Source organism: Leptolyngbya boryana PCC 6306 (genome assembly GCF_000353285.1).
GTDB classification, from domain to species: domain Bacteria; phylum Cyanobacteriota; class Cyanobacteriia; order Leptolyngbyales; family Leptolyngbyaceae; genus Leptolyngbya; species Leptolyngbya boryana.
Window position 1 is genome coordinate 4,563,529 of sequence record NZ_KB731324.1, and the last position, 21,578, is coordinate 4,585,106.

Annotated in this window: 17 protein-coding genes; 15 read left to right on the forward strand and 2 right to left on the reverse strand. The window is 47.1% G+C overall.

Annotated elements, in window-relative coordinates:
* Positions 1–62 precede the first annotated feature (62 nt).
* From LEPBO_RS0122750 to LEPBO_RS37985, 10 genes are all read left to right on the forward strand, one after another.
* A complete protein-coding gene (locus tag LEPBO_RS0122750) occupies positions 63–611 on the forward strand; it encodes a pentapeptide repeat-containing protein (protein WP_225885682.1) in 549 nt (182 codons plus the stop codon).
* A 105-nt stretch (positions 612–716) separates the two neighbouring features.
* Positions 717–3,437, forward strand: a complete 2,721-nt coding sequence (locus LEPBO_RS37980) for a two-partner secretion domain-containing protein (protein ID WP_051077814.1) — start codon at positions 717–719, stop codon at positions 3,435–3,437.
* Complete coding sequence (locus LEPBO_RS0122760) at positions 3,434–6,088, forward strand: two-partner secretion domain-containing protein (protein ID WP_017289894.1); 2,655 nt, start codon at positions 3,434–3,436, stop codon at positions 6,086–6,088. The genes LEPBO_RS37980 and LEPBO_RS0122760 overlap by 4 nt, the downstream gene beginning before the upstream one ends.
* Complete coding sequence (locus LEPBO_RS0122765; protein WP_017289895.1) at positions 6,085–8,751, forward strand: two-partner secretion domain-containing protein; 2,667 nt, start codon at positions 6,085–6,087, stop codon at positions 8,749–8,751. Before LEPBO_RS0122760 ends, LEPBO_RS0122765 begins: the two co-directional genes overlap by 4 nt.
* Complete coding sequence (locus LEPBO_RS0122770; protein WP_017289896.1) at positions 8,748–10,964, forward strand: CHAT domain-containing protein; 2,217 nt, start codon at positions 8,748–8,750, stop codon at positions 10,962–10,964. Before LEPBO_RS0122765 ends, LEPBO_RS0122770 begins: the two co-directional genes overlap by 4 nt.
* A 92-nt stretch (positions 10,965–11,056) precedes the next feature.
* A complete protein-coding gene (locus tag LEPBO_RS0122775; RefSeq protein ID WP_017289897.1) occupies positions 11,057–11,743 on the forward strand; it encodes a DUF928 domain-containing protein in 687 nt (228 codons plus the stop codon).
* 68 nt (positions 11,744–11,811) lie between these two features.
* Entirely contained in the window at positions 11,812–13,338 is a 1,527-nt protein-coding gene (locus LEPBO_RS0122780; RefSeq protein ID WP_017289898.1) for a YifB family Mg chelatase-like AAA ATPase, read from the forward strand.
* Positions 13,339–13,395: 57 nt separating this feature from the next.
* A complete protein-coding gene (locus LEPBO_RS0122785; protein WP_017289899.1) occupies positions 13,396–13,815 on the forward strand; it encodes an arsenosugar biosynthesis-associated peroxidase-like protein in 420 nt (139 codons plus the stop codon).
* Positions 13,816–14,051: 236 nt separating this feature from the next.
* Positions 14,052–15,068, forward strand: coding sequence for an arsenosugar biosynthesis radical SAM (seleno)protein ArsS (gene arsS, locus LEPBO_RS0122790; RefSeq protein WP_017289900.1), 1,017 nt, complete (start codon positions 14,052–14,054; stop codon positions 15,066–15,068).
* Positions 15,069–15,232: 164 nt separating this feature from the next.
* Positions 15,233–16,153 (forward strand): glycosyltransferase family 2 protein, encoded by a 921-nt coding sequence (locus LEPBO_RS37985; protein WP_017289901.1) that lies wholly within the window; start codon positions 15,233–15,235, stop codon positions 16,151–16,153.
* Here the strand turns inward: LEPBO_RS37985 and LEPBO_RS0122800 are convergent.
* The gene (locus LEPBO_RS0122800; RefSeq protein WP_017289902.1) at positions 16,150–16,611 is read right to left on the reverse strand and encodes a DUF2141 domain-containing protein; all 462 of its coding nucleotides are present in this window, start codon (positions 16,609–16,611) and stop codon (positions 16,150–16,152) included. The genes LEPBO_RS37985 and LEPBO_RS0122800 overlap by 4 nt on opposite strands.
* 201 nt (positions 16,612–16,812) lie before the next feature.
* Between LEPBO_RS0122800 and LEPBO_RS0122805 the strand changes: the two genes are divergently transcribed.
* The 5 genes from LEPBO_RS0122805 to LEPBO_RS0122825 all read left to right on the forward strand — a co-directional run bounded on the left by LEPBO_RS0122805 (position 16,813) and on the right by LEPBO_RS0122825 (position 19,910).
* Positions 16,813–17,679, forward strand: coding sequence for an urease accessory protein UreD (locus LEPBO_RS0122805; RefSeq protein WP_017289903.1), 867 nt, complete (start codon positions 16,813–16,815; stop codon positions 17,677–17,679).
* An 87-nt stretch (positions 17,680–17,766) separates the two neighbouring features.
* Positions 17,767–18,069, forward strand: a complete 303-nt coding sequence (gene ureA / locus LEPBO_RS0122810; protein ID WP_017289904.1) for an urease subunit gamma — start codon at positions 17,767–17,769, stop codon at positions 18,067–18,069.
* 9 nt (positions 18,070–18,078) lie between these two features.
* Positions 18,079–18,420, forward strand: coding sequence for an urease subunit beta (locus LEPBO_RS0122815; RefSeq protein WP_017289905.1), 342 nt, complete (start codon positions 18,079–18,081; stop codon positions 18,418–18,420).
* A gap of 58 nt (positions 18,421–18,478) precedes the next feature.
* The gene (locus LEPBO_RS0122820; protein ID WP_017289906.1) at positions 18,479–19,159 is read left to right on the forward strand and encodes a Coq4 family protein; all 681 of its coding nucleotides are present in this window, start codon (positions 18,479–18,481) and stop codon (positions 19,157–19,159) included.
* 133 nt (positions 19,160–19,292) lie between these two features.
* Positions 19,293–19,910: a class I SAM-dependent methyltransferase gene (locus tag LEPBO_RS0122825; RefSeq protein WP_017289907.1), complete on the forward strand. Its 618-nt coding sequence runs from the start codon at positions 19,293–19,295 to the stop codon at positions 19,908–19,910.
* 187 nt (positions 19,911–20,097) lie between these two features.
* Here the strand turns inward: LEPBO_RS0122825 and cysS are convergent, their stop codons facing one another.
* The gene (gene cysS / locus LEPBO_RS0122830) at positions 20,098–21,549 is read right to left on the reverse strand and encodes a cysteine--tRNA ligase (RefSeq protein ID WP_026148851.1); all 1,452 of its coding nucleotides are present in this window, start codon (positions 21,547–21,549) and stop codon (positions 20,098–20,100) included.
* Positions 21,550–21,578: the final 29 nt, after the last annotated feature.

Consider the following 21,578-nt stretch of genomic DNA (forward strand, 5'->3'; position numbering starts at 1 on the left):
AATTTGCCTCGAATTTACCCATCTGCCATCAGAGTTAATCAGAGAAAACCTTAAGGAGGAGAATGCCTGATAGAATTACGAAATGTAAAGCTGTTGGGATATTGAGCGATCGTATGCAAACTCTGCGCGTGTTTTTTGGACTGTGTCTTGCCGTCCTCGTGATGATTGGAATGCCTGGAATGGCTCATGCTGCGAGTTCTAATGCAACTCGCGCGATCGATGATGTTGCAGCAACAACAAAGGACTATTCGGGACAAAATTTAATTCGGGCTGAGTTTGCTGCGGTGCGATTGCCGAATAGTAATTTTAGCAACGCTGATCTCAGGGGTGCGGTATTTAGCGGTTCAGATTTGAGAAATTCAAACTGGAGTGGAGCAGATTTTAGCGATGGCATTGCTTACATTACAGACCTGTCTGGTGTAGATCTCACAGATACTGTTCTGACTTCTGCCATGATGATTGGTTCGGTATTGAAGGGTGCGAAGATCACGGGCGCAGATTTTAGCTTTGCAGTGCTCGATCGTCCGCAAGTGGTCGAACTTTGTAAGACTGCCAGTGGTGTGAATTCAAAAACGGGAATCAGTACTCGCGAATCGCTAGAGTGTCCTTAATTTTCCTGATTAAATCGTTCTAAGATACGGGTGACGATCGCAACGCTAATCGAGCAAAAAACTCGTTAGTGTGCGATCGTGATAAATGTCGCCTTTATCTGTCCGATGCTTTTCATATCCGAGTTTCTGACCTGTTTAAGTTCCGCATCCCCTAGATCTTGTCTCGTCATTGCGCTAGGTGGCTTGTATCCGTTAGCCTTTGCTTCAACAGCACAGCGATCTTTTGCACAGGTTATTCCCGATCGTACCTTGCCGCAAAATTCGCTCGTCACAGATACCTTAGTCACAGGCGGAACGAAATCAGGCACAAACCTTTTTCACAGCTTTCAAGATTTTTCTGTCAAGGGATCAATTCTCTTCGTTCCAGATCCAGACATTCGCAACATCATTACTCGCGTCACAGGCAATCAGCGATCGCTGATTGATGGCATCCTCGCAGTTAACGGGAGAGCCAACTTTTTCTTAATCAATCCGAATGGCATTACTTTCGGTCAAAATGCTCAACTTGGCATCAATGGTTCATTCTTTGCCAGTACTGCACAGAGCGTGAAATTTTCAGATGGCAGTGAATTTAGTGCAAAATCGCCTCAAGCTCCACTCCTCACGATTAGTGCTCCCATTGGCTTACAGTTTGGGACTCGTCCAGCTAGCATTGAGCAAACGGGTTCGCAATTGCTCGTGCCACCAGGGCAAACTTTAGCTTTACTGGGTGGAGATGTGCTGGTGAATGGGGGGAGTCTCATCGCAAATTCTGGAAAAATTTCGCTAAAGACTGTAGACCGTCCCGAATACGTGAGTTTGTCTGAACCGAGTAACTTACGACTGGGAAATCTTGAAATTTCGCATCAAGCACAACTTGATGCCAGTGGGCTGGGTGGGGGACGCATTGAAATTGATGCAGGCAACGTCGTCCTGAGTAATGCTCGAATTGTCTCTCTTACGGTTGGCGATCAAAATGGGCAAGGAATTTCGATCCGATCCAATCAGTTCCGACTCCAAGATGGCGCACAAATCGCAGCTATCACAACTGGATCGGGAAAAGGTGGCAATATTGATATTTCTGCAACTGAGTCTTTTAGACTACGAGGAATTGATTCTGCACTTTATCAAAGAGACGTAGCGAGTCTCATTCAGACTGGAGTGCTAGATCTGAATAGTCCAACAATCGCCATTACAAACAGTACTTTTGGTCAAGGTCAAGCAGGAAATATTTCAATTGCTGCAAATCAAATTCAGTTTGAGAATGGCATTGGAATTGGTGGAACCACGCTACAAGCCGGACAAGTTGGAGCAGTCAATTTACAGGCAAAAGATGTCAGTATTGCAAGTGGATCAGTCGTAACCTCAGCATTTCGAGGCAGTACAGGAGCAGCAGGCAATATTAATATTCAAGCCGATCTCTTAACCGTTCGAGAAGGTGCAGCGATTACGACGAGTACATTTGGTCGAGGTAATTCTGGCAAGATTGATCTGAATGTGAAAGATACAATTACCCTAGCAGACACTCCAAAAGGCAGCGTGATTCAGACTGCGATCGGATCAAATGCTTTTGGAGATAATCAAGCACAAGCAGGCAATATCAGCATTAAGACGGGCAGGCTCTTAGTTTCTGACGGAGCAGGAATTAGCGCTGGTTCCGGTGGAGCATCGGGTACAGTTTTAATCTCACCAACCGGTGGAAAAGCTGGAGATTTGGAGATTTCAGCAACCGAATTAATTGATGTATCTGGGATTTCTGAAGTCTTAGCAAATGGCACTCAAACTTCTAGCTACCTTTCAACTGATACTGGCACAAGTAGTCAGAGCGGCAACCTTTTTATTCAAACTCCTATTTTGCGAGTCCGAGATGGAGCGAACATTTCGGTAGGGTCACTGGGATTTGGTCAAGCAGGTACTTTGACCATTAATGCCACCCGGATCGAAGTGTCAGGACGCAAAGGAGATTTACCCAGTCGAATTCAAGCGTCTACTGGCAAACTTTCTTTTTCTTCAATCATCAATCCCAAAGCAACTTCCGATGCTGGGGATTTAAATCTCAACGTGCGAGAACTATCGATTCGAGATGGTGCAACTGTCACCGTAGAAAATATTGGTTCTGGCAAAGCTGGCAATCTGAATATTAATGCCGATCGGATCTTCGTCAATAATGGCTCAAGTATCGATGCCAGAACTGGGACTGCGGGAGGAGGAAACGTGAATCTGCGATCGCAACTCATTCTCTTACGTCGCGGAAGTAACATTCAAACCGATGCAAATCTCTCTAATGGCGGCAATATCACCATTAATACTGGACTTTTACTCGCAGTGCCAACCGAAGATAGTAACATTACTGCAACTGCGCAAGGCGGTCGTGGTGGGAATATCAACATTGCGGCTCAAGGCATCTTTGGCTTGCAGCAGAGTCGATCTCTGACCTTTAACAGCGATATTACTGCTAGCTCAAGAATTGGGTTGGATGGAACCGTAACACTGACGACATTTGGCACAGAACCCAACGTAAGCACTGATCTTCCAGGGACTCAGATTATCTCTTCAGATCAGATCTCCCAGACCTGCACTCGCTTAGCTAAAACAGGTCAGTTTGTGATTACAGCCAGAGGAGGATTAGAACCGCCTGTGAGTGAAGTTGTGCAATCAACTCCGATTTGGATGGATGAAAGAGCGAGCACTCACTCACTTAGCTTACAAAAATCTATGCCAGAAATGATAGAAGCAACCGGATGGGTGAAGCGAGCCGATGGAGAGATCATGTTAGTTTCTGAATCTACTCATCGTCAGATTCTAGCATCCTGTCTCTTGCCATCTCGTGCTGCTCATGGCTCATGAAAAAGATACTCGGCTTTCCAGTCTCATTCTGTTCATTTCTACCCTTACTTTCAGGCTCTCAAACATTACTCGCTCAGATTGTTCCTGATGCAACACTGTCTCAACCTTCGATCGTGAACAACAATACGATTCAAGGTGGAACACGCTCTGGAACAGCCCTCTTTCACAGCTTTAAAGAGTTCTCAATTCCAACAGATAGCCAAGCTCAGTTTCTCCCCGATGCTCAAGTTCAAAACATTATTTTGCGCGTCACAGGCAATCAGCGATCGCTCATTGATGGCACGCTCTCAGTCAATGGCACCGCTAATCTCTTCTTTCTCAATCCCAATGGCATCACCTTCGGGCAGAATGCTCGCTTGGCAATCAATGGCTCTCTGATTGCCAGTACCGCCGATAGCTGGACTTTCTCCAATGGCAGCGAATACAGTGCCAGAAACCCTCAGGCTCCCCCACTTCTCACGATTAGCACGCCTATCGGCTTACAGTTTGGCGCTCGTCCAGGAAACATTGTCCATCAAGCTAACCTCTCGCTTCCTCCTGGAAAAATACTCGGATTCGCAGGCGGAGAGATTCGGCTCGACAATGCGAGCTTAAACAGTCCGAGTGGCACGATTTTCTTAGTCAGTGCGATGCAATCAGGCACGCTGCAACTGCTGACAACGGGGCTTGGAGAAACGAACATCGAACAGTTTGGCAATATTGAGCTATCAGGAGCGAGTGCGATCGATGCCAGCGGTTTAGGGGGTGGAGCGGTTCAGATTCGAGGTAATCAAGTAACATTGCGCGACCAAGCTACGATTTTCTCGGATACGATCGGTGCGATCGACGGTCGAGACATTGAGATTCAGTCCAATCAATTTAGCCTGCAAGATCGTGCTTTCGTTCGAGCCTTTACGGTTGGCTCTGGAAGTGGGGGGAATTTATCGATTCGAGCCAAAGATGCGATCGCACTTACTGGCATGGGCTATCCAGCTTTTGAGCAGAACCTTTTAGGAAATTACCTGTTTGGCAATCTCGATCCGCGTACTGTAGAGAGTGCAATTTTGACAGGAACCGCCGGATCTGCGCGAGGGGGCAATCTGACGATCTCAACTCCACAACTCAGCCTGAAAGAAGGATCTGCAATCGTCGATCTCACACAAGCATCAGGCGCAGGAGGAAATTTATCAGTTCGAGGAGCAGATACGATCGAGGTCATCAGTTCTTCACTTGGAACGCTCGCCAGTGGAGATGGAAAATCTGGAGATGTCCAGATTCAAACCAGACGCTTGAACGTAAGTAACACGGGAATTATTACGTCCGGGACGATCGGGTCAGGAAATAGCGGAAATCTAACGATTACTGCCGATACAGTCAAGGTCAGTGGCGCATTTCCTCAAGGGGTCGTCGCATCCAATATTGTCACGTCTACTCTGGCAGGAACAGGGAACGCAGGCAACTTAACGATCAATGCTCGGCAAATCCACATTGAGAATGGAGCCTCGATCGTCAGCGAAAGTGGCGTGAATCTCGGAGGCAGCGTTTTGGTCAGTTCTGGAAAAGGGGGGAACGTCATTCTCAATGCATCGGATGAAATTCGCTTATCAGGAGTCGGTCTACCTCAAAGTCCGAATAGTTCAATCTCGACGCTGACATTTGGGACAGCCCAAGCAGGAGACATTTATATCAACACTCGTCGGCTCCTGATTTTCGATCAAAGCTTGATCGAGGCTTCGAGTTTGACTTTCGGCAAAGGCGGAAACATTACGATTAATGCCTCTGAATCCATCCAAATTGTGGGAAATCTCAATCGTGTGATTGGAATTAATACGAATGCTGAAGGAGGTGAGCCGTTCACGAACACCAATTCGGCTGGAAATATTAGACTTCGCACGTCCAAACTCTCACTGAGCAATCTTGGACAAATTAGTGTCTCAAGTTTTGGAAAAGGGGCAACTGGATCAATTGATGTGCAGGCAGATACGATCGAACTCAACAACAGTCGAATCAGCGCCACAACTCGCGCAGGCAGCAAAGGCAATATCGGAATTCAGGCACAAAATATTGTGCTGAGAAACGGCAGCAAGATTCAAACCGATGCAGGAGATTCGGATGGTGGCAACATTGATCTTCAAACCAAAATTCTGTTGGCAATTCCATTAGAAAATAGTGACATTACAGCAGACGCACAGGCAGGTCGGGGCGGCAATATCAATATCAAGACTCAAGGCATTTTTGGTTTTCAGCTAGGAAGTGCCTCTGATTTCAGTGATGTCAATGCGAGTTCTGGACTTGGGCTAGATGGCACAGTCAAGCTCACAACTTTTGCACAGGAACCTACGATTAGAAGTAATTTGCCGAATGGCATGGTCGATCGTTCGACTCAAATTGCTCCAACTTGTGCAAAGGTCGCAACCACCAGTCAGTTTGTCGTCACACAGCGAAGTGGCTTAGAACCCAATGTGAATGAAGCGGTGCAATCAACTCCAGTATGGATAGACGTCCGAGGTGAGCGATCGCACAAAATACTTCAAGAATCTGCCCCTGAAATTACAGAAGCATCCGGATGGGTGAAGCGAGCCGATGGAGAGATTATGTTAGTCTCAGAATCGGCAAATCGCCCAATTCTGAATCCCTGTTTGATTCCTGCTCGTGCTGATTCGGCTCCATGAAAAAGATACCGTGTTCTCTCGTCTTATGTGGCGTATTGACTTACGGGCTTGCAACGGCTCAAAAGTTACAGGCTCAAATTATTCCAGATGCGACACTGCCCCAGTCTTCGATCGTCAATCAAGAGACCATCACAGGCGGGACTGCTTCAGGAGCAACGCTTTTTCACAGTTTTCAAACGTTTTCAATTCCGACAGGGGGAGTCGCTCAATTTTTACCCAATGCCGGAATTCAGAACATTGTGACTCGCGTGACGGGAACTGAACGATCGCAAATTAACGGCTTACTTTCAATTCAAGGTCAGGCGAATCTTTTCTTTCTCAATCCGAATGGCATCACCTTCGGGCAAGATGCTCGACTCGATATCAATGGGTCATTCATTGCCAGTACGGCTGACAGTTGGACATTCTCCAATGGCGGCGAATTTAGTGCGAGAACTCCGCAAGCTCCACCTTTACTCAGGATGAGTACGCCCATCGGCTTACAGTTTGGCACTCGTCCAGGGAGCATTATCAATCAAGCCAGGCTAGCTCTTCCACCCTTGCGAATGCTTGGATTCGCAGGCGGAGACATTCGGTTCGATCAGGGGAGCTACACCAGCCTTGGCGGCAATATTTTTCTGATGAGCGCGATCGCTCCTGGGACGGTTTGCATCGCACCCGATTTGAGCCTGGGAGAAAGTAGTCTCATGTCACTTGGCAAGATTGAACTGTCAGGAACATCCGCAGTGAATGTAGGTGGATTGCGAGGAGGAGCCGTTCAGATTCGGGGCGGGGATGTAATCGTACGCGATCAAGCGAGAATTTTCTCGGATACGGTTGGCGCGATCGACGGTCGAGACATTGAGATTCAAGCCCATCAATTTAGACTTCAAGATCGGGCTGTAGTTCGAGCCTTTACGGTCGGCACTGGTACTGGAGGAGATATTACAGTGCAGGCGAAAGATACTATCACACTCACCGGAGCAGGCTATGAAGCTTTTGATCGGAACTATCTCAAGGTTCCTTTCGATCGCACTGTGCAACCGAACAACTTAGAAAGTGCGATCTTAGCGGGAACCTTTGGTCAGGGAAACGCAGGCAATCTCACTCTGGAAGCGCGACAGGTCAGATTAGAAAATGGGGCAGTGCTTGGCAATCCGACTCAGGGAGCAGGCGCAGGCGGAGATTTAACAATGCGGGTGGCTGAGAGCATTGATGTGACTAGCTCTGGAATTGGCACAACGGCAATCGATCGCGGCAAAGCCGGAGATCTCTCAATTCAGACAGGCAGTTTGCGCTTAAATCGTACCGGGGTTATTACCGCAATTACGCTGGGTGACGGAGATAGTGGAAGGATTACGATTCATGCAACGGATGACGTAATCGTTAATGGGGGAGTCAGAGATGGTTTTTTGCCATCGTACATTGCCACCACGACAATTTCTGACAAGGGCAATGCCGGAAATTTAGAGATCAATGCTCGACGCATTCAGATTGAAAACGGTGGCACGATTTCAACTTCAAGTGGATCAGCCGTGGTCGATCGCATTTTTGTCAGTTCTGGAACGAGCGGAAATCTTACCCTCAATGCTTCCGAAGAGATTCGGCTAGACGGCATTGGATTAAACCGAGACTCTGCCAGTCTAATCGCGACTAATACATTTGGCAGTGCGAACGCAGGCAATATTCATCTCAATACTCGGCGCTTCGTGAGCCTGGGTCAGAGTTTCGTCGTGGCTTCTACATTTGCATCGGGACAAGGCGGCACAATTACGGTCAATGCTTTAGATTCCATCAATATTGTTGGGCAACCGAGTGATTCCTTTGGAATTGGGACGTACTCCGGCAAGTCATCTTTTCTCACTATCTCCCAATTGCCGACGGCAACGGGCGCAGCAGGAGATGTGAGACTCTCCACTTCACAACTATCGATTCAGAATAACGGACGAATTAATGTTGACAGTATTGGCAGTGGCAATGCCGGAACGATTCAGGTGAATGCGAATGTCATTCGATTAGAGAATGCCGGAATTACTGCGACCACGAATTCTGGAGGAAAAGGCAATATTGATCTGCGATCTCAGTTGATTCTGCTGAGAAATGGTAGCCAAATTACAACTAGGGCAGACAATTCGGATGGCGGCAACATCGATATCAAGACAGGTGTTTTGGCAGCGATTCCCAAAGAAAATAGCGACATCACTGCAAATGCTAAACGGCAAGGCGGAGCAATCAACATTACAGCTCAAGGAATCTTTGGCTTCCAGCAAAGTCGATCGCTGACCTCAAAAAGTGAGATTACGGCAAGTTCTGAGATCAAGGGTCTTGATGGAACAGTCACCTTAACGACTTTTGGAACTGAGCCAAACGTGACGGCTGAACTCCCTGTTACCGTGATGGAGAATTCTGCCCGGATTGCTCAAACTTGTGCAAGATTTGCCAAAACCAGTCAGTTTGTAATGACAGAACGAGGAGGATTAGAGCCTTCGATCAGTGAAGTTGTGCAATCGACTCCCATCTGGCGAGATGAACGAGATGGCAAGGCTATTGAACATGGGAGCGAACAATCTGCGATCGTCGAAGCAACTCAATGGATTCGACAATCCGATGGCACGATCGCACTGGTTGCTGCTGCTCCTTATCCTCAAACAACGATAGACTGCTCGGCAGGAGAATCGAAGTGAAAAAACAGTATGTTTTAATTCTGTGCCTGAGTTGTTTTCTAGCACTGATGTTGCAATATCCAGGATTCGCACAACTCGCGACAGCTCAATCTTTGAATGAAACAGGACGACAACAATTTGAGCAGGGACAACCTGAACTCGCCTTGGAAAGCTGGCAAAAAGCGGAACAAGCTTATCGCGATCGCAAAGATCAGACCGGAATTCTCGGTTCTCAACTCAATCAGGCTAAAGCACTTGAAGCTTTAGGATTCTACCGTCGTGCTCAACAGCTTTTAGAACGCTTAATGTCCACTCAGCAACCTGATTCCACCCTAAAAGCCAATCAATTTCTAACATTTGGCAAGAATCTACGACTGATCGGAGACTTTGCAGGCTCTCAACAAGCTTTAAAGAAAAGTTTAGAGATTGCTCAGAAGGTTCAGGCAAATTCTGACATTCAAGCAGCGCTTTTACAATTGGGCAATACTGCGATCGCACAACAACAATTTGAACCTGCACTGAACTTACTGCAGCAAGCTACTACTTACGAAGGTGACTTACAACATGCAGCACAACTTCAACAAGTTAGAGTTCTCCAAAAGCTCGATCGCGCAACTGAAGCCGCAACTATCATCAAAACATTGCAAACTCAACTTACAGCTCTCCCTGCCACTCAGCAAACCCTCTATGAAAAGATTGAGCTTGCCTCGATCGCATCAGAAACACTGAATTCAGCACAGCTACTAGCTGCGACCATTCAAGATGCCAGACAGCTTAAAAACAAACGAGTTGAATCTTATGCGCTCGGAACTTTAGCACACTTATATGAACAATCGAAACAATGGTCAGAAGCCGCTCAACTGACTGAGCAAGCTTTAAGATTAGCAAAACAGTTAAACATTCCAGAAATTGCGTACCAATGGCAGTGGCAACTCGGCAGAATTCTCAAAGCACAGGGCAAAGTCCAACCTGCTGAGATTGCTTATGCAGATGCAATCGATTCGCTCAAAACTCTACGTCGAGACATTGCCGCCATTGATCAATCGATTCAATTCTCATTTCGCGAACAAATCGAACCCGTCTACCGCGAATTCGTCGATCTGCTTCTCGTCGAGCAAACGCCTCCCGAGAACCTGAGAAAAGCTCGTCAAGCCATTGAATCCTTACAATTAGCAGAACTTAACAATTTCTTCCGAGAGGCTTGCTTAAATGCCTCAACACAGCCGATCGAATCGATTGATTCAACGGCTGCCGTCATCTATCCAATCATTCTTCCGAATCGACTAGAAGTTATTATTTCGCTCCCGAATCAACCTCTGAAGCACTTTGCCACCATGCGATCGCAATCCGAAATCGAAGATATTATCTTCAAAATGCGGCAATCTCTGCGTCCGACATCTTTTGATCAAGAGCGGCTTCCACTGGCTCAAACCTTATATTCGTGGCTCATTCAACCTACGCAGGCGGACTTAGAGAAGGCTCAAATTAAAACGATCGCGTTTGTACTTGATGGCTCGCTCCGCAATATTCCGATGGCAGCCCTGCATAACGGACAACGCTATCTCATCGAAGACTATCGAATTGCAGTGACCCCAAGTTTGCAGCTTTTTGCAAGTCCAGAACCGAAAAATACGCAAGCTTTAATCGCAGGATTAAGCAAACCTGTGCAAGATGAAGATCCACTGCCAGGCGTTCAGCAAGAAGTTGAGCAAATTCGCTCAATGCTACCCTCAAAGGTTCTACTCAATGAAACCTTTACTACTCGATCGTTTAAGACAACCACAGAAGACTCTCCTTTCTCGATCGTACATCTTGCCACTCATGGGCAATTTAGCTCCAATCCAGACGATACTTTTCTCTTAACTTGGGATGGTCGCATTAACTTAGAAGAACTGAGAACTATCTTGAACAATCGCGAGCTAGAACAATCCACATCTATTGATTTACTCATTTTAAGTGCCTGCCAAACGGCTCAAGGTGATCGTCGTTCTGCGATCGGTCTTGCGGGTGTCGCAGTTCGTTCTGGCGCTAGCAGCACCCTTGCAAGCTTATGGACAGTAAACGATACATCAACGACATCGTTTATGATTGAATTCTATAAATCTTTCCTCAGCACTGAGAAGCCCTCTAAAGCAGAAGCTGTTCGTCAAGCCCAACTGAAACTCCTACAGAGAGCGGAGTTTCGTCATCCTTACTACTGGGCATCTTTTGTTTTAGTAGGAAGATGGATATAAAGATTCGGTAATGAATGTCTAGTACCTTCTCGACCAAGTAAAAAACTGTAGTAAAAAAGATTGTCTGCTATAAGCTCCCGGCATTGAATGCAATGAACAAGTCTACTTTTTTTCTGGCTATAAATCTGTCGATTCCACTAGCAAGTCTGTTGATTTCACTAGCAGCTCCACTCCGCGCCCAAATCGAGCCACCCGAAGGTTCGCCTGCCCCTACTGCAACCACAAGCGGTGGAACTCGTCCAACCCAAACCTGCCTCAAATCCATCCCGAAAGTCTCTCAAAGGCTGATGGTCCTGAATCCTAGTAAAACAATCGGATTGACTCGTTCAGATCAGCCAACGCTTTTCGTTTATATTCCTCGCAACGAAGCGCACGCGCTTGAGTTTAGCCTCTTCGATGAAAAAAAGCGCGGACTTTATCAAACGACGCTCTCGATTCACAATCAATCCGGTTTAATTCGTGTAGCATTCCCGAGCGATGCGCCTAAGCTTGTTCAAGGAAAAAACTACTATTGGACAGTCGCGGTGATTTGTAATATCGACGATCGCACTGAAGATCAAATCATCGGGGGCTGGATTCAACATCGCACTCTGTCTGAGGATATTTCCCGGCTTCTGCCCATTGAGCGCATCGAACTGTATGCAAGAAAGGGCTTCTGGTACGACGCTTTCTCAGAATGGGCAATGCTCCACCAACAACAGCCTCATCATCCGATGGTGAAGCAGGCTTGGACGAATTTGATTGAAGCGATCGGCTTACCGACCTCATTACTGCCTTAACCCTTCTTTCCCCGTTATCCTCTTCGGCATTTGGGCATGTTGAAGATCAACAGTTGCGGGAAAAGTTCATGCTGTCAAGAGTTTGGAGTGCATCACTGATTGGCATTGATGCAGTCAAGGTTGGAGTCGAAGTTGATGTAGCTGGAGGATTGCCTGCAATTGTAGTCGTCGGTCTTCCGGACGCGGCGGTGCAAGAATCAAAAGAACGCGTGAGAACCGCTCTCAAAAACGCCGGATTTACCTTCCCCATGCGTCGCATCGTCATCAACTTATCGCCCGCCGACCTCAGGAAAGAAGGTCCTAGTTTTGATCTTCCCATCAGCATTGGAATCTTAGCCGCGACTCAACAGATTAAGCTTGACTTGCTCGAAGATTCATTGTTCTTAGGAGAAGTACTTTTAGATGGAAGTCTGAGACCCGTCGCAGGAGTTTTGGCGATCGCAGCTGCGGCTCAACAGCTTGGAATTAAGAACTTGATTATTCCGGCGGATAACGTTCGCGAAGCTGCGGTCGTTCAAAATTTGAATGTATATGGTTTCAAGCATCTCTCTGAAGTTGGCGCATTCCTCAATGATCCAAACGGCTATATTCCAGCTTGCATCGACGGCGAATTGGAACTGACACAGGGGCAGATCTCGGCTCCAGATCTCGGCGATGTCAAAGGGCAAGCTCATGCTCGTCGTGCCTTAGAAATTGCTGCTGCGGGCGGACATAACTTAATTTTTGTCGGACCGCCTGGCAGTGGCAAAACCATGCTGGCTCGTAGACTTCCTGGAATTATGCCGCCTTTGCAATTTCAAGAAGCTTTAGAAGTCACACAAATTCACTCTGTTGCAGGCTTGCTGAAAGATAAAGGAGCCTTAATCGGAGTTCGACCGTTTCGGAGTCCGCATCATTCAGCTTCAGGGACAGCTTTAGTCGGTGGGGGGAGCTTTCCTCGTCCGGGCGAAATTTCATTAGCTCATAGAGGCATTCTCTTCTTGGACGAATTGACAGAATTTCGACGAGACGTTTTAGAGTTTCTACGACAGCCACTTGAAGATGGCAATGTCACGATTTCTCGGACTCGTCAATCTGTGTCATTTCCGGCTCAGTTTACATTAGTTGCGAGCACGAATCCTTGTCCTTGTGGATTTTATGCAGATACGGTGCAAGCTTGTACTTGTTCGCCCAGAGCGAGAGAGCAATATTGGGCAAGGTTATCCGGCCCATTGATGGACAGAATTGATTTACAAGTCGGGGTCAACCGTCTCAAGCCAGAAGAAATTACCCAACAACCGACTGGAGAAGATTCCGCAACAGTTCGCGCTAGAGTTCAGCAGGCTCGCGATCGCGCTTCTGTTCGTTTCAAAGGCACTTCTCTACGCTGCAATGCTGAAATGCAAAGCGCGCATCTTCGTCAGTGGTGCAGTTTAGATGAGACAACGCGATCGCTGCTTGAAAATGCAATTCGACGCTTAGGCCTATCTGTTCGCGCCAGCGATCGCATTCTCAAAGTGGCAAGAACGATCGCAGATTTAGCAGGCGATGAGCAGCTACAAACCCAGCATGTTGCAGAAGCGATACAATATCGAACCATCGATCGAATGCAATAACATGCAAACCTGCAAATCTCTGATTATTCTGATTATGATGAGAACACTCAACGTGATGTGCAACTCCAAGTTCGAGGGGTGAAAACCTACGCTTGGCACAGAAAAGTTGTCTATCACCTAGCTCATCCGTTTCCGAGAGTTGCAATGCAGACCTATTACAATCCTGAACACTTACCAAATTTTGGCAAAATTGGCGAAGGCAATCCAGAACTCGCAGAAAAGTTTTTTGCCTACTACAATTCAGTTTTTGAAGAAGGTGCATTGTCGAAGCGGGAAAAAGCGTTAATCGCGATCGCAGTTGCTCACACGGTTCAATGTCCCTACTGCATTGATGCCTACACCAAAGAATGCTTACAGCAAGGCGCAGACCTAGAACAAATGACCGAAGCAGTTCATGTTGCGACTGCAATTCGAGGCGGAGCTTCATTAATCCACGGTTTGCAAATGTTGGATCAAGTGAACAAACTCGCAATGTAAGCCGGGAGGTGAAATGAATTGGAAGATCGTCGCTCTCGTTTGCGTCTCGCCCTGAACTAGAAGTTTGGGCTAACCGTGCGAAGTGGGTTGAAACCCACTGAAGAAGCCGTTTTCATTGGCTGTTAGTCCCAGAGCGGACTTCGCACCGTTAGCCCCGAATTCATTCCGGGGCGGGTGAGCAACGAAGCGAAAGAATGTGCCGAACTAATGTTGAATTACGCCCATCTACTTGAGTTATGTCTTCGTTACTGAACCGTCAATCGCCGCTTACCTCCACCAAGTATCAGCAAACGCTTTTAAACAGCCTGCCTCTGAACAATGCGAACTTTGCAGAACGATTAGGAGCATCGCTCCACCCAAGCGAGCTAGAAATCTTTCAAATCAATGTTGGCAAGCTCTGTAATATGACTTGTCGCCATTGCCATGTCGATGCCAGTCCCGATCGCAAAGAGATCATGACTCGCGAAACGATCGATCTTTGCTTACAGGCGTTAGATCAAACCTCTGCTCACACTGTTGATCTCACAGGTGGCGCACCTGAACTGAATCCAAACTTTCGCTATCTCGTTGATCAATGTGTCGCCCGTGGAAAACATGTGATCGATCGCTGTAATCTCACTGTTCTCCTGCTCCCAACGCTGCAAGACTTACCCGAATGGTTCGCAGAACGAGGAGTCGAAATCGTCTGTTCTCTGCCGCACTATCGGCAACGCAATACCGATGCACAACGCGGTGATGGCACATTTGAAAAATCGATCGAGGCACTGAAACGATTAAATGCAGTCGGATATGGAACAGGTGATCCAAATCGCCAACTGACTTTAATGAGCAATCCGGTTGGAGCTTTTCTCGCCAGTGGACAAACAAAACTGGAACAAGAATGGAAAGCTGGATTGAAGAAATATCAGGGTGTCAGCTTCGATCGCTTAATTACACTCAACAACATGCCGATTTCTCGATTTCTGGAATGGTTAGAATCATCTGGTAATCTTCAAGGCTACATGGAGTTATTGGTCAATTCATTTAATCCAGCTACCGTCGATGGGTTAATGTGTCGCAACACGCTCTCAATCTCCTGGGACGGGTATCTCTATGATTGCGATTTTAATCAGATGCTCGATCTCAAGTGCGAGACGAATCATATTCGATCGTTTGATCTAGCCCGGTTAAGAAACCGGACTGTAATCACAGATCGGCATTGTTTTGGTTGCACTGCCGGCTCGGGAAGTTCTTGTGGGGGTGCATTAATTTAGCTTGCTTCTATAATTCAAGCAGAGTTTACACAAAGTTCTCTGTAAATTCACCTAAATTGCTTGGAAAATCGAGAGAATTAAGTCAACCCTCCAATAGAGTCAGCACCGTATCGTTGACCGATCGCCTCAGCATTTAAGACTTAATTCTTTGACAATCCAGCAATATGGACAGTAATCTACCCACCGTTTCGATCGGGCTGCCTGTTTTTAATGGTGAAGACTATTTAGAAGCAGCTTTAGAGTCTCTCTTAGCACAAACTTATACTAATTTTGAGATCGTTCTCTGCGATAACGCTTCGAGCGATCGCACCGCAGAAATTTGCCAAACCTACGCGGCAAAAGATGCTCGAATTCGCTACTACCGTAACGATCACAACATTGGAGCCGCAGAAAACTTCGATCGCGTCTTTCAACTCTCTCGCGGCAAATACTTCAAATGGGCAGCACATGATGACCTCTGTAAACCCACCTTTTTAGAACGCTGCATCGAAGTTCTAGACCGTGACCTCTCAGTCGTTCTCTGCACTTCTGAAGCAGGACGCATCGATTGGGCAGGCAACGAGCAACCTCCGAAAGCGGATAGTCCTCGCCCGATCGATGCATGGGAAGTGGCTGAACGGTTTGAGGCGATCGTATTAAAAACATTCTGGTCTTATGAAATCTTTGGTCTGATCCGTTCGAGCGCGCTGAAAAAACTGAATTTACGGCGCAGTAATTATGGCAGCGATCGCGTCATCTTGGCAGAACTGAGCCTACAAGGTCGGCTCGTTCACGTTCCCGAAATGCTGTTCTTTCGGCGGTTTCATCTCAAGCAATCGACGTGTATGCAATCAGCAAAAGAGCGGCAACAATGGCACAGCGGCAATCGGAAACGTTCGATCTGGGAACGTGGTTCAGTCGGATTTATGCAAGCGGTTTTTCAGGCAGACCTGACTCCGGCAGAACGAGTTCAATGCATGGGAGTTGTCCTACGCTATTTAACCAAAGCAGGCAACTGGCGTTACTTCTTGCCCAAACACTTCCGGCAAACCAAAAAGCTAACGCTGACACAGATGCCTGCTCAATCCATCGCTTCTAAAGGTTAGCCGCCTAGCAAATACTGCAATTGCACCTGCGCCGTATTGTTTGTGCCTGCGACAAAAACAGCAACTTCACTAAACTTCGGCGCACCTGTGCGAATCGTTGGATTGCGTGAGAAGCCAAATCCTTCTTTGGGAATGCCGAGAAAATTGCGATCGAGCTTTCCGTTACTATTGCGATCGTGAAACACTGCGACCCCATAATTTCCTAACGGCAAATTCTGGAAGGTCACAGCAGTCTGTCCTTTTCCAACCCCAACACATTGCGCTCGCACAGCTCGATCTCCTCGATCCGGAAATCCCTGACTATTGGCAAATAGGCTGACACAGACTCTACCCTGCTGATTTTGCACGCCACCCACGACGACCGTGAAGTTACTGGTTGGATTGGCTTGAGCGACCGTTGCGATCATCGCACTTGATCCGAGAGCCAGTAGCGCTAACTGAGAGACATTCCATTGCACAAGCTTTTCTCCTCACTTTACCTTTTGTAACAAGTTGACAGCTTATTTTTACACTAACGATCGAATCTGAAAAGAGATAGAGATTCATCTGTGCCAAACCGCATACTCTTGGGGCAAATGTAAAAATACTCGGTGAATTTGTAGACAAGAGGCGATTTTACGAAAAGCTAAGGATGAACTCCTTAATAGCTGCTCTATTCCGTGAATTATCCTCGTCTCGTTGAACCTGATTTAAACCCGACCGATTGGCATGGCATCCTGCAATTGGGATTTGAATATCGCCAGGGGAAAACTCAACTGATTCGGAACCAGGGGCAAGCTCCCCTAAAAGTGCAGCGCCCTTTTTATCCAGAAGGCGACGAGGTTTGTCATAGCGTGATTATGCACACAGCAGGCGGCATCGTCGGGGGAGATCGTTTAACCTTTGACTTCCACCTTGCATCAGGTAGTCAAGCACTGATCACAACTCCGGCAGCCAGTAAGATTTACCGCACCAATGGGCGCGAGGCTCATCAGGTCATTCGGGTTGATGTTGCCGAAGGCGCGTGCTTAGAATGGTTGCCGCTTGACTCGATCGTATTTAACCAAGCGATCTATCGGCAAACGATGCAGATCAATTTAGCTCAGGGAGCAAACTGGCTCGGCTGGGAGATTACCCGATTTGGGCGCAGTGCTCGGGGTGAGAAATTTGTTGAAGGCAATTGGCGATCGCGAACTGAAGTTTGGCAAGCGGGCAAGCCGATTTGGATCGATCGTCAATGGATGCCTGGCAGCGAAGAAAATTTTGCGAGTCCGCATGGCTTAGCGGGTTGTCCTGTGGTGGGAAGTTTTGCTTGGGTCGGGCAAGTGGTCACACCAGAATTAGTCGAGAAAGCGAGAGAACTCTGGGCGGGATCATCCGGTGAGATCGGGGTGACGCGATTATCGATCGGGCTACTGTGCCGATATCGAGGACATTCCAGCAGCGAAGCCCGCCGATGGTTTCTGGCGGTTTGGCAGTTGATTCGGGTGTCTTATTTTCAGCGTCCAGCCTGTATTCCCAGAGTTTGGCAGCTGGAAATGCGCTGAACTTCCTTTAGACAAGATTACAGAATTTGGTCAAAGCAATTCGATTGATAAACTGTCTTTGTTTGGCTTAATTGACAGAAAGAAACGATGCAACTCACACCGCAAGAAAAAGATAAGCTTTTGATTTTCACGGCTGCTTTGGTTGCCGAGCGTCGTAAGGCGAGAGGCTTGAAATTGAACTATCCTGAAGCAGTGGCGTTGATTTCTGCGGCAATTTTGGAAGGCGCAAGAGATGGACAAACGGTTGCCGAATTGATGAACTATGGCACAACGCTTCTCACCCAAGATGAGGTGATGGAAGGTGTGGCAGAGATGATTCATGAAGTGCAAGTCGAAGCAACTTTTCCAGATGGTACAAAATTAGTTACAGTTCATCATCCGATTCGATAGGAGCAAGCGATGATTCCCGGTGAAATGTTGATTGAAGAAGGCGAGATCGAACTGAATGCAGGACGCGAAACGGTCACAATACAGGTTGCAAATCAAGGTGATCGACCGATTCAAGTTGGCTCTCATTTTCACTTTTTTGAAGTGAATGCAGCTTTGGAATTTGATCGCGATCGCGCCCGTGGAATGCGGTTAGATATTCCGGCAGGGACAGCCGTACGATTTGAACCGGGAGACGATCGCGAAGTGACGCTCGTGCCTTTAGTTGGCTCGCGGCAGGTGTATGGATTCAATGCCAAAATCGAAGGGGCATTGGATGAGAAAGCGAAAAAAGGTAAAAAGAAAGCTAAATAATCGAGGACGTTTGAGAAGCCATCGATTATGGTGGGCATGACCTTTGATCAGGAGCGTTATGCATTTCAAAGAATTACGCCGTTTAAACTTAAATTACTTAAATACCTTAAAGTCGGTTGTGAATGTGTTGCGCGATCCAACACAGACAGACTCGATTTATGACATTGAGGATTCGCTCTTGCGATCGCATCCTCAAACGATGGCAGCCTCTTTAAATTACATGCTGAGTCGCCCTGAAATTGCAGCTTTTGCTAAAGAGCGTTACTCGCCATCTGAGCCAGAGTTAGTCAAGCTGATGACGTATCCGCCAAACTCTTTAGGCTATGCGTTTGCACAGTACATTTCATCCTCGGGATTTGATCCAGGATTCTACCGCAAAATGGACGTTGTGGATGATGCGTCTTGCTTATTGTTTCGACTGCGGCAGACCCATGACATCTGGCATGTGGTCACCGGGATGAGTGTGGATGTAGCTGGCGAAATTGGGTTAAAAGCGTTTGAATTGGCACAAACTCGTCGTCCACTCGCTGGAATTTTAATCGCGGCAGCTTTTGTGAGTACATTGCTCAATCAACCAGAACAGTTGGATCGATTGCTCGATCGAGTCGCATCAGGCTATCGCATGGGTGCAAAGGCGAAACCACTATTGGCACAGAAATGGGAAGATCATTGGGAGAAACCTGTTGCAGAATGGCGAGCCGAGTTAGGGATTGAGCCGATGCCCGTTTATGTGCCTTGATTGATTCGTCGATCGAGCATGTAACATCACTGTAGTAATCCTGATTGAGTTGTAAATGCTAAAAAAAGAGTAGGGAGTAGAGAGCTAGTAAGTTCCCCCACTCCCCACTCCTCAACTAATTTAGGACGGCTATATGAGTTTTTATGAACAACGAATTCTGCCTTATCTCATCGATTTATCTTGCTCTGCATCTGCGATAGAAAAGCATCGCCGAGCAATTTTGGCAGGTGTGACAGGAGACATCTTAGAAATTGGATTTGGAACGGGTTTGAACTTGCCTCACTATCCCGAGAGTGTTCGTAAAATCGTAACAGTTGACTCAAATTCTGGCGTGCATACGATCGCTCAAAAACGGATTGCAGCTTCTCCCATTACCGTAGAACACCATGTTCTCAGTGGTGAAAACTTGCCAATGGCGGATTGTTCTTTTGATAGTGTCGTGAGTACTTTTACGCTCTGTAGCATTCCTAATGTAGCTCAAGCGCTTGCAGAGATATATCGAGTCCTGAAGCCAGGAGGAAAATTCTTTTTTGTTGAACATGGCTTGAGTTGTGAACCGAATGTGCAAGTTTGGCAAAATCGACTCACACCGATTCAGAAGAAAATTGCAGGAGGATGTCACTTCAATCGGAATATTCGAGAGTTAGTTGAACATCAGTTTGAGCAAGTTAGAGTACAAGAATTGTATTTAGAAAATGCCCCGAAAGTTGCCGCATATTTGTACAAGGGCACTGCAACCAAGGTCAGTTAGTTCAATCACAATTCAAGAAGTTATAGCATTCTCAATCAATTAGCTCCCCACTCCCCACTCTTCAACCAAGTTCGCGATGGCTCTCTTGCTGCTGTGTTTTTTGTGTATTTACAGCTTATCGCCGGAGAGCTTTTTTATCCCCTCGATTGTCTTTTAAAGCATCCTCTGACTCTACGATGCAGCCAGATCAAGTTTGATGCCAGCGAGTCAGTCCGCCAGGTTGATCGATTATAGTAATTCCCATTGATTGCAATTCATCCCGAATACGATCGCTCTCTGCATACTGTCTAGCCTGACGCGCTTGTTGCCGCTGCTGAAGGCGTGCTTCAATCCAATCTGCATCAATCGCGAATTTAGCTGGAGATTGTTGAATTTCCAGACCTAATACTTGAGCCAGTTGAATTAAGGCTTGAGATCGCTGAACCAATTGAATGTCGGATAGTTTATGCGATTCACAGTAGTAACGCAAGTAGAACTCTCGCTTCAGTAACTTTGCCAACTCAAACAGCATCGCTAGGGCTGTTGCTGTGTTGAGATCATCGTCCAATGCTGTTTGAAATTGCTCTACTGATGCTGAATCAGGCTGACTGAGAATCTGAGGGGATAGATTAAGCAACTGAAGATCGAGAGATAATGCTTCTTTGAGTGTTTGCCAACCCTTCTCGGCAGCCTCGATCGCGTTTGGCGTAAAATCGAGCGGCTTACGATAATGCGCTTGTAGCACAAACAATCGAATCGCCATCGGATCAATTGGACGCGGATACTCCAACCATTTGCCGTCTAGTAAATCTCGAATCGTGGTGAAATTGCCAAGCGACTTCGACATTTTCTCGCCGTTTACTGTCACCATGCCGTTATGCAGCCAGTACCGAGCTAATGGCTGGTCAGTTAGAGCTTCCGATTGAGCAATTTCATTCTCGTGGTGCGGAAAAATTAAATCGCCACCACCACCATGAATATCGATCGTGCCTCCTAACCGCGCCCGAATCATCGCAGAGCATTCAATATGCCATCCAGGTCGTCCTTTTCCCCAAGGAGAATCCCAAGCAGATTCATCAGATTTTGCTGCTTTCCACAGAGCGAAGTCCGCCGGATAACGCTTTTTTCGCTCCGGATCGTTAGGGTCAACTCGTCTACTTGCGCCTGCTTGCATTTGGTTGAGCGATCGTCCAGACAGTTTGCCGTAGTCTGCAAACTGCCGCACGTCATAATAGACATCACCCTCGATCGCGTAAACATATCCTTTGGCTTCTAATGCTTGAATCAGTTGATGAATCTCTGGAATATGGTCGGTAACACGAGGATACTCATCTGCATCGAGAATGTTTAACGGTCGAATGTCTCGAAAATAGGCAGCAATATAGCGATCTGCTACGTCTTTCATTGCAAGCTTCTCCGCTTTCGCGCGGTTCAGAATCTTATCGTCGATATCCGTAAAGTTCTGAACATAGCGCACAGAATAGCCTCGCCACTGTAAATATCGCCGCACCACATCCCAGCCAATGTAAGAACGAGCATGACCTAAGTGGCAGTCATCGTATACCGTCACTCCGCAGCAGTACATTGTCACCTGATCCCGATTGAGTGGCGTGAAGGGTTCTTTGCGGCGCGTCAGGGTGTTGTAGAGGGTAAGACTCATGGCAGATAAAGTTCGATCGTGAACAGCAG

Bases quoted from the DNA above. Each gene is read 5' to 3' on its own strand.
- LEPBO_RS0122815 (WP_017289905.1), top strand. From the start codon at position 18,079: ATGATTCCCGGTGAAATGTTGATTGAAGAAGGCGAGATCGAACTGAAT.
- arsS (WP_017289900.1), top strand. From the start codon at position 14,052: ATGTCTTCGTTACTGAACCGTCAATCGCCGCTTACCTCCACCAAGTAT.
- LEPBO_RS0122760 (WP_017289894.1), top strand. From the start codon at position 3,434: ATGAAAAAGATACTCGGCTTTCCAGTCTCATTCTGTTCATTTCTACCC.
- cysS (WP_026148851.1), bottom strand. From the start codon at position 21,549: ATGAGTCTTACCCTCTACAACACCCTGACGCGCCGCAAAGAACCCTTC.
- ureA (WP_017289904.1), top strand. From the start codon at position 17,767: ATGCAACTCACACCGCAAGAAAAAGATAAGCTTTTGATTTTCACGGCT.
- LEPBO_RS0122775 (WP_017289897.1), top strand. From the start codon at position 11,057: ATGAACAAGTCTACTTTTTTTCTGGCTATAAATCTGTCGATTCCACTA.
- LEPBO_RS0122750 (WP_225885682.1), top strand. From the start codon at position 63: ATGCCTGATAGAATTACGAAATGTAAAGCTGTTGGGATATTGAGCGAT.
- LEPBO_RS0122765 (WP_017289895.1), top strand. From the start codon at position 6,085: ATGAAAAAGATACCGTGTTCTCTCGTCTTATGTGGCGTATTGACTTAC.
- LEPBO_RS0122825 (WP_017289907.1), top strand. From the start codon at position 19,293: ATGAGTTTTTATGAACAACGAATTCTGCCTTATCTCATCGATTTATCT.
- LEPBO_RS37985 (WP_017289901.1), top strand. From the start codon at position 15,233: ATGGACAGTAATCTACCCACCGTTTCGATCGGGCTGCCTGTTTTTAAT.
- LEPBO_RS0122820 (WP_017289906.1), top strand. From the start codon at position 18,479: ATGCATTTCAAAGAATTACGCCGTTTAAACTTAAATTACTTAAATACC.
- LEPBO_RS37980 (WP_051077814.1), top strand. From the start codon at position 717: ATGCTTTTCATATCCGAGTTTCTGACCTGTTTAAGTTCCGCATCCCCT.
- LEPBO_RS0122780 (WP_017289898.1), top strand. From the start codon at position 11,812: ATGCTGTCAAGAGTTTGGAGTGCATCACTGATTGGCATTGATGCAGTC.